The sequence below is a fragment of the Caryophanon latum genome (assembly GCF_001700325.1).
Classification (GTDB): Bacteria; Bacillota; Bacilli; order Bacillales_A; family Planococcaceae; genus Caryophanon; species Caryophanon latum.
Map to the genome: position 1 here is coordinate 44,446 of NZ_MATO01000044.1, position 13,109 is coordinate 57,554.

At 47.5% G+C, this 13,109-nt stretch carries 15 protein-coding genes; 7 read left to right on the forward strand and 8 right to left on the reverse strand.

From position 1 onward, the window contains the following. Positions 1-148: 148 nt before the first annotated feature. The 3 genes from A6K76_RS11600 to A6K76_RS11610 are packed head-to-tail and all read right to left on the reverse strand — an operon-like array spanning position 149 to position 2,099. Complete coding sequence (locus A6K76_RS11600) at positions 149-1,105, reverse strand: hypothetical protein (protein WP_066465266.1); 957 nt, start codon at positions 1,103-1,105, stop codon at positions 149-151. 47 nt (positions 1,106-1,152) lie between these two features. Further along, positions 1,153-1,656, reverse strand: coding sequence for a hypothetical protein (locus A6K76_RS11605; RefSeq protein ID WP_066465268.1), 504 nt, complete (start codon positions 1,654-1,656; stop codon positions 1,153-1,155). An 11-nt stretch (positions 1,657-1,667) separates the two neighbouring features. Beyond that, positions 1,668-2,099, reverse strand: a complete 432-nt coding sequence (locus A6K76_RS11610; protein ID WP_066465270.1) for a hypothetical protein — start codon at positions 2,097-2,099, stop codon at positions 1,668-1,670. Positions 2,100-2,277: 178 nt separating this feature from the next. Between A6K76_RS11610 and A6K76_RS11615 the strand changes: the two genes are divergently transcribed. Continuing rightward, a complete protein-coding gene (locus A6K76_RS11615; RefSeq protein ID WP_083995413.1) occupies positions 2,278-3,249 on the forward strand; it encodes an Rpn family recombination-promoting nuclease/putative transposase in 972 nt (323 codons plus the stop codon). A 94-nt stretch (positions 3,250-3,343) separates the two neighbouring features. Here the strand turns inward: A6K76_RS11615 and A6K76_RS11620 are convergent, their stop codons facing one another. Both A6K76_RS11620 and A6K76_RS11625 read right to left on the reverse strand, forming a co-directional pair. Further along, on the reverse strand, positions 3,344-3,871 hold the full coding sequence (locus tag A6K76_RS11620; RefSeq protein ID WP_066465272.1) for a hypothetical protein: 528 nt from the start codon (positions 3,869-3,871) through the stop codon (positions 3,344-3,346). A gap of 192 nt (positions 3,872-4,063) precedes the next feature. Further along, entirely contained in the window at positions 4,064-4,375 is a 312-nt protein-coding gene (locus A6K76_RS11625; protein WP_066465273.1) for a PadR family transcriptional regulator, read from the reverse strand. A 147-nt stretch (positions 4,376-4,522) separates the two neighbouring features. On the opposite strand from A6K76_RS11625, the gene A6K76_RS11630 reads away from it, so the two are divergent. Next, positions 4,523-4,705 (forward strand): DUF4017 family protein, encoded by a 183-nt coding sequence (locus tag A6K76_RS11630; RefSeq protein ID WP_066465274.1) that lies wholly within the window; start codon positions 4,523-4,525, stop codon positions 4,703-4,705. A gap of 27 nt (positions 4,706-4,732) precedes the next feature. Here A6K76_RS11630 and A6K76_RS11635 read toward each other — a convergent pair whose 3' ends face one another. Together A6K76_RS11635 and A6K76_RS11640 are read right to left on the reverse strand one after the other, a co-directional pair. Continuing rightward, complete coding sequence (locus A6K76_RS11635) at positions 4,733-5,332, reverse strand: pyroglutamyl-peptidase I (protein ID WP_066465275.1); 600 nt, start codon at positions 5,330-5,332, stop codon at positions 4,733-4,735. Then, positions 5,329-5,688, reverse strand: coding sequence for a YbgA family protein (locus A6K76_RS11640; RefSeq protein WP_083995414.1), 360 nt, complete (start codon positions 5,686-5,688; stop codon positions 5,329-5,331). The genes A6K76_RS11635 and A6K76_RS11640 overlap by 4 nt, the downstream gene beginning before the upstream one ends. Positions 5,689-5,754: 66 nt before the next feature. Here A6K76_RS11640 and A6K76_RS11645 point away from each other — a divergent pair, with 66 nt between their 5' ends. After that, positions 5,755-6,057 carry a hypothetical protein gene (locus A6K76_RS11645; protein WP_066465278.1) on the forward strand — a complete coding sequence of 101 codons (303 nt, stop codon included), beginning with the start codon at positions 5,755-5,757 and terminating at the stop codon, positions 6,055-6,057. Here the strand turns inward: A6K76_RS11645 and A6K76_RS11650 are convergent. After that, positions 6,054-7,454: a helix-turn-helix transcriptional regulator gene (locus A6K76_RS11650; protein ID WP_066465280.1), complete on the reverse strand. Its 1,401-nt coding sequence runs from the start codon at positions 7,452-7,454 to the stop codon at positions 6,054-6,056. The genes A6K76_RS11645 and A6K76_RS11650 overlap by 4 nt on opposite strands. 241 nt (positions 7,455-7,695) lie before the next feature. Between A6K76_RS11650 and hutH the strand changes: the two genes are divergently transcribed. Genes hutH through A6K76_RS11670 form a run of 4 tightly spaced genes read left to right on the forward strand, consistent with a single transcriptional unit; the run spans position 7,696 to position 13,092 of the window. Next, positions 7,696-9,219 carry a histidine ammonia-lyase gene (gene hutH, locus A6K76_RS11655; RefSeq protein WP_066465282.1) on the forward strand — a complete coding sequence of 508 codons (1,524 nt, stop codon included), beginning with the start codon at positions 7,696-7,698 and terminating at the stop codon, positions 9,217-9,219. A gap of 7 nt (positions 9,220-9,226) precedes the next feature. After that, complete coding sequence (hutU, locus tag A6K76_RS11660) at positions 9,227-10,891, forward strand: urocanate hydratase (protein WP_425393884.1); 1,665 nt, start codon at positions 9,227-9,229, stop codon at positions 10,889-10,891. Positions 10,892-10,930: 39 nt separating this feature from the next. Beyond that, positions 10,931-12,157, forward strand: a complete 1,227-nt coding sequence (gene hutI / locus A6K76_RS11665; RefSeq protein ID WP_211271758.1) for an imidazolonepropionase — start codon at positions 10,931-10,933, stop codon at positions 12,155-12,157. Beyond that, a complete protein-coding gene (locus A6K76_RS11670; protein WP_066465285.1) occupies positions 12,154-13,092 on the forward strand; it encodes an agmatinase family protein in 939 nt (312 codons plus the stop codon). The genes hutI and A6K76_RS11670 overlap by 4 nt, the downstream gene beginning before the upstream one ends. The last annotated feature ends 17 nt before the right edge of the window (positions 13,093-13,109 follow it).

The following is a 13,109-nucleotide window of genomic DNA, read 5'->3' on the forward strand; positions in this document are numbered from 1 at the left end:
TTTTCTAATAATTGCAATGCCTCTCCTCCTATATAACCATTTGCTTATTTACTATAACACCACTACATACATAAGTAAACACTTATATAAATTGTTAGTTCCACGGAAAAAGCCGATTCCTACGAGCAGAATCGACTTAACCGCTTATTTACGTTAATAACGCGTCCCAATAATGAGTGATGCGTTCAAACGTATTCGTGGACTTTTGCTTCACAAACGCATTTGCCGCTTCGTAATGTTGATTCCCTTTCGAAATGCCTTTCGTCGCAAAAGAAGCAACTGTGTTTTGCAACTCGGAAATGAGTACGGCGACATCCGATTGTTGCTGAAGCATGCCGAATTTTTGCTTGTAACCTTCTACCATTTGCGCAATTTCCTCTGCGCCGTAATCGGTACTGCCGAGCTTATTCGTGATTGATACTGTTTGCTTTTGCGCAGCTGTTAGCGTAGACATATGCACGCCACCTCGCTCGAAAATTTTCGCACGCGCGGCATAAAATTTCTCGTCAATCGACTTGTAATTCGACACACGTTTTTCGTTGCGCGCTGTATAGTGATCGATTAATTTAGAAAAGCCCGCCTTTGCATCATCTGTGACGAACTTTTCTTGAAAGCGCTGCAATGCCGATACGGACGACGCAAGCTCTAGCTGTGCTTCAGCAGTGGTTAATTGCTGCGTAATCGGTTTGCTGCCCGATTTAATATCTCGCCCTTGTGCTACGGCGATATTTAATTGGTCTAAGCCGTCCGTTATATCGACGAGCAAGTTTTCTAGCTTCTCGATTTCGTCACGATTCATGCCGTCGAACGCACCGTTTTCATGTAAATATTGACTAAAAATAAGCCATTGATCTTGCGGACGATGTGAAAAAATATCATTCGGGTCTTCTACTTGCACCGCAAACATTTTCGCAATTTCTTCATCTGTTGCCGCTTTAAGCTCCTTCATTTCGTCCGACAGCGTTAACGTCACCGCCTTGCCATCGCGCATCACGTCAATTTCCTTTTTTCCACCGAGTGGCTGCGCCTTTTGCACATCCGCGTTCAACCGTTGCTGCTTACTGTACGCTAATGCGGCTCCTTCAAACAATACATTCACTTCCATTACGACACCCCTTCGTATTTACAGTTATACGTTATATCGGCTGCGTCTTATGAACGTATAACAAAGCGAACAACTTGTAGCTCATCTTTTTCAAAAAACGTCTCAAATGGCTCTGACGATAATTCTCGCTGCACGTAAACGGTACGCTGCGCAATGCTCGCTACGTCAATTGTATAATCGTCCTCGTTCACACACCATAGCTCTAGCTCCTTCCAATACCCTGCATATTTGCCAATGTAGCCGACAAAATGGACGAGTGCTTGCTGTGCATACTCGACGCGGTAAATGTAACGCTTGTCGCTTACGTAGCGGGCGTACGCATTTTGAAAATCTGGCTCAATGACGAGCGGGCTGTTAGTTAATTCGTCCGGCAACATAATTAAAAACACTTTCGCATCGCGGTCAAGTTTCGAAAAGTCATGCCCTCTTAGCTGAATTTGCTTGTCGGTCATGCCCATCGCAAGCAGTTCATTGTACGATTTAATTTGCTCGTCCTGTAGCGTTTCCGCAAATGAACGTAGCTTTTCGTCACACGCAATAAATATGTACATATTATTCCCCCTCACGTTACCGTTTGCTCATCGATTTGTTTAACATAATTGCCACACTTCGCCATAACGAAAAAGAATCCGTACATGATCGCGTAATACACATACTCCATATACGCTTGGTGAAACGTGAAGAGCGCAAAATAAGAGACTATGCGCTCCACGATGAACATGAAAGCAATAAGCTGCATCGTATGTATAATGAGCGCACTCCATTGATTGACAAGCCCGATATGTTCCAAAAGCGATTCCATTAGCAAACTTAACGGTGTTAACATAACAAATGCGGCAATGACAACGATTGGTAAAAAAATCGTACCATACATTGTTGAAAATGAAAAGTTAAACAGCAAGCTACATATGTACTGAACGCCGAGCATCATAGCAACAATGACACATAAAAAAATGAACATATACGTAACAATCATATAACGGTTTGTTTTCATGACAATTCCTCCTTCAGTTAGAAGCTACTACGTAATACGAATATTCCGTCAATTAGTTTCGTTTCATCGTATGCTCCGAAAGCTTGCGTGTGCAAATTTTCATTTTGCGACACTTGCTCGACGGTGAAACGACCAGCCTATATGCTATAATCAAAACTAACGATAGAGGTGATTTTCGATGAATCAACAAGCATTGCGACGCATTCCGCTGCACAAGCTCATTGATTTGAAAGTAGATTTTGCCTTTAAGCAACTGTTCGGCAGCGAGCGCAACAAACACATTACAATCGTTTTCTTGAACGCGATTTTGGCACGCACTGGACGCGATACGATTAAAGAAGTAACGTTTTTAAATGAAGAACTCGGTGGTCAATACGATGGCGACAAGCAATCACGTCTCGACTTGCTCGTAAAAACGCAGTCAGGTGAACACATTAACATTGAAATGCAGCTATCGAATCAAGACGATATGATGAAGCGTACCCTTTACTATTGGTCACGTCTGTTTGCGAAGCAGCTCGAAAAAGGGAAAGGCTATCGCACGCTTTTACCGACGATTACGATTAATATTTGTAACTTCACCGTATTTAACGATTTAGCACATTACCACACGACGTATCATTTGTACGAAGACGCGGAGTTAAAGCGTTTACGTCCGATTGATGATGTATTAGAAGTGCATTTTATCGAGATGAATAAATTTTTGAAGGCGTGGCATGATAAGAAATTACAGCCACTTGACGATATTTTAGCGAGATGGTTACTGCTGCTCGGCATGGTCGACGCTCGGAAAGAAAAAGTGTATACCGAAATTTATGAGGAATTGGAGGAACTCGCGATGAAGGACGAAAACTTAATTGACGCTTTCGGGACGTGGGAGGAACTTAGTCAAACGCCGGAGACACGATTTGCGTATGAGATGCGGTTGAAGGCAATTATTGATGATGAGGCGAGGCTGAGTGATGCGATTGATAAAGGGGAAGAACGTGGGATTGAAATTGGCATCGAACTGGGAAAAGAAGAAGGGCGTCACGAGGAACGTCTACAGCTAGCGAAAAATTTACTTGCATTACACGTCGAGCTTGAAACAATTCAACAAGCAACAGGGCTTTCTATCGACGAGCTCGAACAATTAAAACGACGTATGTAACGTATGAAGTCACTCGAACGTGTTCGCAGCGGCTTTTTTAACAGAGAACACACAAACAGGCTACACAACAATTAACGTTGCATAGCCTGTTTTTTTACTTTACTTGAAAGCCGATATTACCGTTTATGTTGATTGGCGAATTATCGACGTTAAACTGCACGGAGCCGTTGACGATGTAATTGCCGACTGGGTAGTTCCCTGCTAAAAACTGTTCCATAAACGAGCGGTATTCCTCTGAGTCTTCGTCGCTATAGCTGCCACTCGGTACGTATTGCTTCGTGAGCGGCTCGTCCTTTTTCAATGTCGTCGAAACGAGCGGCTGATTCATCGGGTAATCGATGTCATACGCGCGCGTCGTCTCCTTCATCGGGAAATAAAACGGCGATGCAGCGTGTGAAATGACGATTTCCTCTTCATCGCCGATATACGTTAACGAAGCAATAATGTCGATTGGTTGTCCATATGAAAACGTATTTTGACTAACGTACAGCTCATAGCGAAAGTCCTCCGTTTCTGCTTCAAACGTTTCTGGATATACTCCTTGCGATTCGTCCACGTATTCCTCTTTATTGCAGCCAAACAGCAGCAAACAACTACATACTAGCATCAACCATGTTTTCATCGTTTTCCCTCATTTCTTTTCATTTGTAGTTATAATACGTTGAAAAACAGAAAAAAGTTACAAAGTGTTGCAAATCCAATTAGCTGACTCAATTTGCAATCGCTCCTTTACGAACAGCGCGAGTGCGGCACGACGATGTTTTTAAGTGCGACGTTCATTTGTTCGCGTTGTAAGTTCATCAGTCAAGCCCCTTTAGTTAAACTGCGTATAAAACGCCGATTTTTCTGTTAAACCGCGTCCGTCATGAATCATCTCCTGCAAACGGTCGTATTCGTTGCGCAGTGCAAGCTCTCCGTACTCCGTCAGCTCATACGTTTTTCGTCTGCCGTCGTCGTGCTTCATCGTAATGAGTCCATCCTTCTGTAGCCGCGTTAAAATGCCATACAGCGTCCCTAGTCCCATTTGAATGCGCCCGTTCGACACGTCGCCAATTGCTTGCATTAGCTGATAGCCGTAGTTCGGTTTGTATAGCGCTAGCAGCACATAATACATCGCCTCGGTCATAGCCCATGCTCTCACCTCACTATTATGTCATGCAATTTATCGTTACATATAGCATATACATCTTTATCGTTTTATAATTCCATAAAATCCCCCACAAACAAGGAATATACGTCTCGCTGTCGAATTGTTGTATTGGAGGTATGCTTCATGAAATTCATCATTCCTATAAGTGTATATGTCATCATTTGCATCATCGCGGTTATGCTGCCGGCTTCGGACGGGTACGATTCGTTCGGGTGGAAGCTATTCGTCGGACAGCTGTACGCATTGCCTGCACTTGCGATTGCGGCGCTGTTATGTTTGCTATTTATTAAACGCAAAAACAGCTAGGACATAAATATGTCGTAGCTGCTTTACTTATTGCGTTAACTGTTCAATGCATAGCTCGACGCACGCTTGCAAATCGCGTTGATGCCAGCTAGGAAGGCGGCGATGTGCTAGCGCAAGCTCAAAGTTCGCCGGCATGTGTAAAAAGCCCGCCACTGCGCCTGTTTCCTTTGCGTACTGCGCTCCGACGTACATAATGTTGTTGCATAAATACGTGCCAGCACTGTTCGAAATGCTCGCTGGATAGCCGTTATCACGCAGCACATTCACAAGCTCGCGTACTGGTAAATTCGTAAACATGCCGTCCTCTCCGTCTAGCGCAATCGCCTCGTCCTCTGGTGCGTAGCCGTTATTGTCTGCTTCTCCGTCCTTTACGTTAATCGCAATGCGCTCAGGTGTGAAATGATGGCGACCTGCCGCGACACCGAGCGATAAAACGATATGTGGCTTGTGCTTGTCGAGCAATTGCTTTAACACCGCATCAGATTCATTAAAATCAACCGGTAATACGTGCCCCTCAATGCGATACTGTCCGTATGTGCGCCCGTGCAATGCGTTCGCAATTTGCTCAGTCGGGTTCACCGCTAAATTTAAAAATGGCTCAAAGCCGGTTAGTAAAATTGTTTTCAATGTCGTTCCTCCTGTAAAATCGTGCTGTTTTGTAAATACGTGATATTATAGTCGTTCGCAAGCTGTCGTAAATAGCAGCAAACGTCATCATACTGCTCATTCGTCATCAGTTCGTCGTAGTGCGCCTTTTGCTCCGATGTCACGTGCTTTTTAAAATAGCCCCACATATGCTGAATGGCGTTACGCATGCTGCCGCTCGTCGGTGTTTGAGCGATCGCATCATCAATCATCACCGCGATTGTTTCGTACGGCTGCTGTTCGCGCATCGCTACTCGAATGGCGTTGTAATGCTTTTGACTATGGAACATGACGCGGTATTTTTCCTCGCGCCAACGAATTTCGGCTTGTCGCTTCATTTGCATCACCTCTTCTTCATATTATGCAAGAAAGTTGTTATACTTACCAATGTTGAGGTGAGAAAAATGAATCGATTTGGCTTTGTTGTATATTGCGTCGTCAGTGTCGTACTAACGATTGGCTACGGCTCGCTTATGAACGTCATGCTGCAGGCGATGTTTGACGCATCTGTCATGACGACGACGTTTAAACTATTTGCGATCGTCATGTTCCCGTCGACATTTGCGCTCTTTATGCTCATGGTATTTTTAACATACCATTTCATCGCGCGCGCTATGAACATGTACGTCGATTTAAAATGGGCGCTTTATCCAATTGGTGTGCAGTGGGTCGTCGTCGCCATTTATATCGCACTGCTCGTCTTTTAATGAGGCAGACGCTTACGGTAATACGTAGGTGTCATGCCTTTTTTGCGTTTAAATAGCTTGCTGAAATAATTGGCGTCCGAAAAGCCGCATTGTTCGGCGATGTCGGCAATCGAAGCGTCGGTCGTTCGCAAAAGTTGCACCGCATGTTGAAGACGGAGCTGCTGCACGTATTGCACAAACGTCATGCCGAACTGCTTCGTAAATAGCGTGCTCGTATACGTCGGGCTTAAATGGAGCGCATTCGCCACTTGTGCGAGCGTCAACGATTCATCGGTAAAATGCTGCGCGACGTAACGCTTCGCCTCGCTTGCAAACGATTGCTTCGGTGTTTTTGCATGCTCGACGACGTGCTGCGTAAAGCGTAAAATGTCGGCAATGATGCGGTATAGCACAGGGCAGTCGATGATTGAGCGAAAGAGCTGTCGGTATTGCTGCTCCAACGTGCGCTCATGCTGTAACTCATATTGCAGCATGAAGCGGCGCACTTGTGCTAGCACGCTCGTCAAATGCACACGCACATCTTCTTGCTCAAATAACTCGTGCTGCAACTGTGCTAAAAATTGGCGAAGCGGCTCAAGCTGAAATTGCTGCAAGCTGTCGGTAATATGCTGTTGCTGCTGAGGTGATAACAGCGGGTCAAACGATGTGACAGCGAGCGTTTGCGACGTATACAAAATATGCCCGTATCCTCGGTAAAATCGCTGCTCGAGCATGCGCTTTGCCGCCTTGTATTGCGCACGCATCGTACACGGCTCGCCGTCATACACACTAATGTTCATCGGTTGCTGTTCCTTTTGCCAATACGCTTGAATCGCTTGCAGCTGCTCTTTTTGAACCGATTGCTCGCTTATACAAATAATGGACGTCGATAGCGCGTACACATCAAGGTGCTGAAACATTACCGCCTCACTAAGCCAACGATACAGTGCCGCAATGCCCACATCGTCCTGTAGCTCGATGACGAAAAATGTGCCGTCATACGTATCGTCCCCTAAAAAAAGCGCCGTATAAAACGAATCACTTGCGGGCGCCACGTCCTTTTTCGGCAACGTCAGCAGCAAATTTTTCAGCCGCTCTAAATCAATCGGCTTTTGCAGTAGCGCTTGAGCTCGCAGCGCAATTGCTTTCAACGCCTGAGCATATAGCGGCTCGTCGGTCATCGCAACGATATGACAGCCGCTTTGCTTTATAACGTAATACATCGTATCGCGCTCACTCGTCGGCAATAGATCGACGTTAATAAGCGCAACGTCTGGCTGAAACGTTTGAAGCTTGCTGCTAAGTTGCTGCTGCGTCGTGCAAAACGCCACATCGACATCGTTTGCGACGTACAGCTGTAAAAACCAACGAATGCCGATATGGTCGCGCACATCGCGGTCCAAAAGCACGATTTTCATATAAAATTCCCCTTTCAAAAATTTTTCCTCTTAAATTTCAAAAAAGTCTCTTTTTCGAATATTTTACCCTTTTTTACGCACAATAATCCGTCGTCGTGTAAGAGTGAGTTCGGTATGCTATGTGTATGACATGTACATGCTTAGTTTTCACTAAAAGCAGAAAGCCTGCCTCTGCGTGGAAAGCAACACCAAGTTATCTTGACGAGGCACAAAAACAACCAATCTACACATTAAGGAGGCGATGACGGTGAACACTATTTATTTAGACGGACATACGTTAACACGACAGCAAGTGGAGCAAATCATTCGCGGACACGCTACGGTTGCGCTAGACGACGAAGTCATTGCGCGCGTCAATGTAAGCCGACAACGCATCGAGCAAAAGCTACAAGACGGCGCAGCTATTTACGGTGTGAACACAGGCTTTGGGCAACTATCAACCATTCGCATTCATGAGGACGACAACGAGCTGCTTCAGCTGAATTTACTGCGCTCGAACGTCACAGGTGTCGGTGAGCCATTTCCAGAAGACGTCGTGCGCGGCATGATGATTTTACGTGCTAATGCGTTAGCGCGCGGCTTTTCGGGCATTCGACTTGAAACGCTTCAGCTGCTGCTTGCACTCATTAACGAGCACGTTACACCGGTCGTGCCGTCACAAGGTTCAGTCGGTGCGAGTGGCGATTTAGCACCACTTTCGCATTTAGCACTCGTGCTCGTCGGCGAAGGAAAGGCAACGTATAAAGGTGAGGTGCTCTCAGGTAGCGAGGCGCTCAAAAAAGCAAGGTTAACACCGGTGACGTTAAAGGCGAAGGAAGGGCTCGCACTCGTCAACGGCACACAAGCAATGGGGGCACTCGGAGCGGTAACGTTAAATGAAACGGAGCGACTTGGGCTGGCGGCTGATATGGCGGCAAGCTTAACGATGGAAGCGCTGCGCAGCATTCGTTGTGCATTCGATGCCAATTTGCTCGCCGTTCGCCCACACCCGGAAATGGAGGAAGTCGGCGCGCGCATTCGACGCAATATTGATGGTAGTAAGCGTGTGTCGACACAAGGGGAGCTACGCATGCAAGACGCGTACTCGATTCGTTGCATTCCACAAGTGCATGCGGCTAGCTGGCAATCGTTTTACCACGCCGAACGTATCGTGCACGTCGAAATGAATGCAACGACGGACAATCCGGTCGTGCTTGAAAATGGCGACGTGCTATCTGGTGGACATTTCCACGGACAGCCGATTGCGTTTGCGATGGACTTTTTAAAGTTTGGGCTTTGTGAATGGGGCAGCATTTCAGAGCGTCGTACGGAGCGGCTCGTCAATCCTCATTTGAATGAAGGGTTGCCGCCGTTTTTAGCGACGAAACCTGGGCTTGAGTGCGGTTTAATGATTGCGCAGTACACCGCCGCTTCGATCGTGTCAGAAAACAAAGTGCTCGCCCACCCGTCATGCGTCGATTCGATTCCGACGTCCGGCAATCAAGAAGACCACGTTAGTATGGGTACGACGTCTGCACGACAAGCACGGCAAATTGCACATAACGTCGCAAAAGTTATTGCGATTGAAATGATTTGTGCATCACAAGCGATTTATTTAGATCATGCTGAGGAACAGCTTGCCCCGCGCACAAAACAATTTTTGGAGCATGTGCGCGCCATTTGCCCACCGCTTTTAACAGACCAGCCGATTGGTGACGAAATTGAAGCGCTGGCGCATTATTTATTGACGACAAATGACGTGTATCACAGTAACGCAATATACTAAAGGAGCGATTCATATGTTCAACACTAACATTCGTGCACCGCGCGGCAATACGTTAAGCTGCAAAGGGTGGACACAAGAAGCGGCCATGCGCATGCTTATGAACAATTTAGACCCGGAAGTTGCCGAAAACCCTGATGAATTAGTCGTTTACGGCGGCATCGGCAAAGCTGCACGCGATTGGGAAAGCTTTGAAGCACTCATTGCGACGCTAAAAAAGCTAGAAAACGACGAAACGATGCTCGTGCAATCCGGAAAGCCGGTTGCCGTATTTAAAACGCACGAGCATGCACCGCGCGTCTTAATTGCGAACTCGAACTTAGTGCCGGCTTGGTCAAACTGGGAGCATTTTTACGAGTTGGAGGAGCGCAACTTAATGATGTACGGGCAAATGACGGCTGGCTCGTGGATTTACATCGGCGCACAAGGCATTTTACAAGGGACGTATTTAAGCTTTGTCGAGGCAGGTAAGAAAAAATTCGGCTCAGCAGACTTGCGCGGTAAATTCATTTTAACGGGCGGCATGGGTGGTATGAGTGGTGCGCAGCCGCTCGCAGGTAAAATGGCTGGTGCGGTCATTTTAGTCGTCGAAGTTGACCGCGCGCGCATCGAACGAAAAATCAATGAGGCGTACTGCGATTACCTTGTTGAAACAGTTGATGAAGCAATTGCACTCGTTGACAAACTAACCGCTGACAAAACACCGGCGTCTATCGGGCTTGTCGGCAACTGCGCAGACGTTAACCGCGAGCTATTAAACCGCGGCATCATTCCCGATTTTGTAACGGATCAAACGTCAGCGCACGACCCACTAAACGGCTACGTGCCAAACAATATGACGCTAGACGAGGCGCTTGCACTGCGAAAAAGCGATCCGAAAACGTATGAACGCCGCGCGAAAGAAACGATGGCGGAGCATGTACGCACGATGCTGGAGTTCCAAGCGCAAGGAGCCGAAACGTTTGATTATGGCAACAACATTCGTGCGTACGCAAAAGAAATGGGTGTCGACAATGCGTTTGACTTCCCAGGCTTCGTACCAGCATACATTCGCCCGCTATTTTGTGAAGGGAAAGGTCCGTTTCGATGGGCGGCGCTGTCTGGTGACCCTGAAGATATTTACAAAATGGACGCGCTCGCAAAAGAAATGTTCGGTGACGATGAAGCGCTCGTTAACTGGATTGATATGGCACAAAAAATGGTGAAATGGCAAGGGTTACCGGCGCGCATTTGTTGGCTCGGCTACGGGGATCGCCACCGCTTCGCCTTACGTGTGAACGAAATGGTCGCAAGTGGTGAGCTGTCTGCGCCAATCGTGTTCGGACGTGATCATTTAGATTCGGGCTCGGTCGCATCACCGAATCGCGAAACGGAAAGTATGAAAGATGGATCCGACGCAGTATCCGATTGGCCGCTTTTAAACGCGCTCGTCAATACAGCAGGCGGGGCAAGCTGGGTGAGCATTCATCACGGAGGCGGCGTTGGCATGGGCTATTCGCAGCATGCCGGTCAAGTGCTCGTCGCAGATGGAACAGACATGGCAGCGCAAAAAATTGAACGCGTCCTCATTTCGGACCCTGGTATGGGCGTCGTTCGTCACGCTGATGCTGGATACGACATCGCCATTCGTACCGCAAAACAAAAAGGCGTGCATATGCCGATGCTAAAGGAGTGAAGAAACGTGGCCATTTTTTTTGAACAAGCAAACGAAATTATGACGATGCAAGGAAGCGGCGCGCGCACTCGTGAAGCGATGCGCGAGCTATCAATTGTGCGCGACGCATCGCTGCTCATTGACGGCGAAACAATACTCGCAATCGGCACAAAAGACGAGCTTATGCGCACACATGCCGAGCTAATCGCAAGCGCACATATTATCGATGCACGCGGCAAAGTACTCATGCCAGGTCTTATTGATTGCCATACACATCTCGTTCACGGTGGCACACGCGAGCACGAGTTTCAAATGCGCCTTGAAGGAAAAACGTATATGGATATTATGAATGCAGGAGGTGGCATTCACGCGACGACCGCGATGACACAACAAGCTTCTTTCGACGAGTTGTACGACAAGGCGATGCACCATTTAAATACATTTTTGCTGCACGGTGTCACGACGGTCGAGGCAAAATCGGGCTACGGCTTGAACTGGGAAACGGAACAAAAGCAGCTGCGCGTCGCTAAAAAGCTGCACGACACGCACGCTATCGATGTCGTTTCTACATTTATGGGCGCACATGCCGTCCCAAAACAATATAAAGGAAACGAAGATGCGTTCGTCGACATCATACTCGACATGCTGCCAAAAGTTGCCGAGCAGCAGCTTGCCGAGTTTAACGACGTCTTTTGCGAGCATGGCGTATTCACACCCGAGCAGTCGCGCCGCATTTTACTTGAAGGAAAAAAATACGGGCTCATTCCGAAAATTCATGCTGACGAAATCGAGCCGTACGACGGTGCAGAGCTAGCGGCGGAAGTGGGGGCGATTTCTGCTGAGCATTTACTCGTCGCGTCCGATCAAGGCATTGACGACTTAGCGCGTGCTAGCACGATTGCGGTATTACTGCCAGGCACCGCATTTTTCCTACAAGCTCCGTTTGCGCGCGGTCGCTTAATGATTGACCGCGGCGTCGCAGTAGCAATTTCGACCGACTTTAACCCTGGCTCGTCGCCTACGATTAGCTTGCCGTTCATAATGAATTTAGCGTGCGTTAATATGGGCATGACGATGGAGGAAGTGCTCGTTGCGACGACCGTTAATGCCGCACATGCGATTAACCGCGGCGATACGCTCGGCACACTCGAAGTTGGTAAGCAAGCAGATGTGCTCCTGTTAAACGTTGCAAACTACAAGCAGCTGCAATATTACTACGGTATGAATCATACGCATACGGTCGTAAAGCGCGGCAAAATCGTCGTTAAAAGTGGTGGTCTCGTATGATTGTGCGACCGAGCTTTCTTTGGCAGCAACAAACAGACGGTGACCTAAAAATAAAAGACTGGATTCGCTACGATGACGATACACCACATGCGACGATGCTAGGCATTCCGTTTGCGCGTGCATCGATTAGTGCGTCGGGAGCATCGGAGTTTCCAAATGCATTTCGCCGCACGTGGGACTCATTCACGCCGTATTACGTCGACGAAATGATTGATTTTTCGCCGTACCGACTATGTGACATTGGCGACGTGTTACTGCATGCGACGGACGTTACGAAAAGCCATGCGATGATGGAAGAGGCGATGATGTACGTTATTGAACGATATGACAAAAGCTTATACACGACAATTGGCGGTGACCATTCGATTACAGCACCGCTCGTTCGTGCACTGAAGCGCGCGCACCCGACGAAAACAATCGGCATCATTCAGCTCGATACACATTTTGACTTGCGCGACTTTTCGCAAGGACGCACAAATGGCACACCGATTCGCCAGCTCGTCGAAGAAGACATTGTTAAAGGGCGTCACGTCGTCAACATCGGTCCACACGGCTTTTACAATGCGAAATCATTGATCGAAGCAGCACAGCATTACGGCGTACACATTATCCCGCTAAAACAAATGCGCTCACTTGGCATCAAACAAACGGTTGCGCACGCATTTTCACTGCTCGACGTAGATCTCATATACGTAACCGTTGACATCGATGTGCTCGACATTGCGTACGCGCCCGGTGTTCCTGCTGCTACACCTGGTGGTATGCGCAGCAATGAATTATTTTCGTTATTATTTGAAATTGGACAACGTGATATTACCGCGATCGATTTCGTATGTATTGATCCGCTTCGAGACGTCGCGAACATGACAGTAAAAGCGGCGGCGTATGCATACTTTACGTTCATTGCCGCACAACAAAAACGCGACATGGAATAAATCCGTGCCGCGTTTTT

What these genes read in the sequence shown, in the direction of transcription:
- A6K76_RS11600 (WP_066465266.1), bottom strand. Translation starts at nt 1,105, where the DNA reads ATGGAAGTGAATGTATTGTTTGAAGGAGCCGCATTAGCGTACAGTAAG.
- A6K76_RS11605 (WP_066465268.1), bottom strand. Translation starts at nt 1,656, where the DNA reads ATGTACATATTTATTGCGTGTGACGAAAAGCTACGTTCATTTGCGGAA.
- A6K76_RS11610 (WP_066465270.1), bottom strand. Translation starts at nt 2,099, where the DNA reads ATGAAAACAAACCGTTATATGATTGTTACGTATATGTTCATTTTTTTA.
- A6K76_RS11615 (WP_083995413.1), top strand. Translation starts at nt 2,278, where the DNA reads ATGAATCAACAAGCATTGCGACGCATTCCGCTGCACAAGCTCATTGAT.
- A6K76_RS11620 (WP_066465272.1), bottom strand. Translation starts at nt 3,871, where the DNA reads ATGAAAACATGGTTGATGCTAGTATGTAGTTGTTTGCTGCTGTTTGGC.
- A6K76_RS11625 (WP_066465273.1), bottom strand. Translation starts at nt 4,375, where the DNA reads ATGACCGAGGCGATGTATTATGTGCTGCTAGCGCTATACAAACCGAAC.
- A6K76_RS11630 (WP_066465274.1), top strand. Translation starts at nt 4,523, where the DNA reads ATGAAATTCATCATTCCTATAAGTGTATATGTCATCATTTGCATCATC.
- A6K76_RS11640 (WP_083995414.1), bottom strand. Translation starts at nt 5,688, where the DNA reads ATGAAGCGACAAGCCGAAATTCGTTGGCGCGAGGAAAAATACCGCGTC.
- A6K76_RS11645 (WP_066465278.1), top strand. Translation starts at nt 5,755, where the DNA reads ATGAATCGATTTGGCTTTGTTGTATATTGCGTCGTCAGTGTCGTACTA.
- A6K76_RS11650 (WP_066465280.1), bottom strand. Translation starts at nt 7,454, where the DNA reads ATGAAAATCGTGCTTTTGGACCGCGATGTGCGCGACCATATCGGCATT.
- hutH (WP_066465282.1), top strand. Translation starts at nt 7,696, where the DNA reads ATGACGGTGAACACTATTTATTTAGACGGACATACGTTAACACGACAG.
- hutI (WP_211271758.1), top strand. Translation starts at nt 10,931, where the DNA reads ATGACGATGCAAGGAAGCGGCGCGCGCACTCGTGAAGCGATGCGCGAG.
- A6K76_RS11670 (WP_066465285.1), top strand. Translation starts at nt 12,154, where the DNA reads ATGATTGTGCGACCGAGCTTTCTTTGGCAGCAACAAACAGACGGTGAC.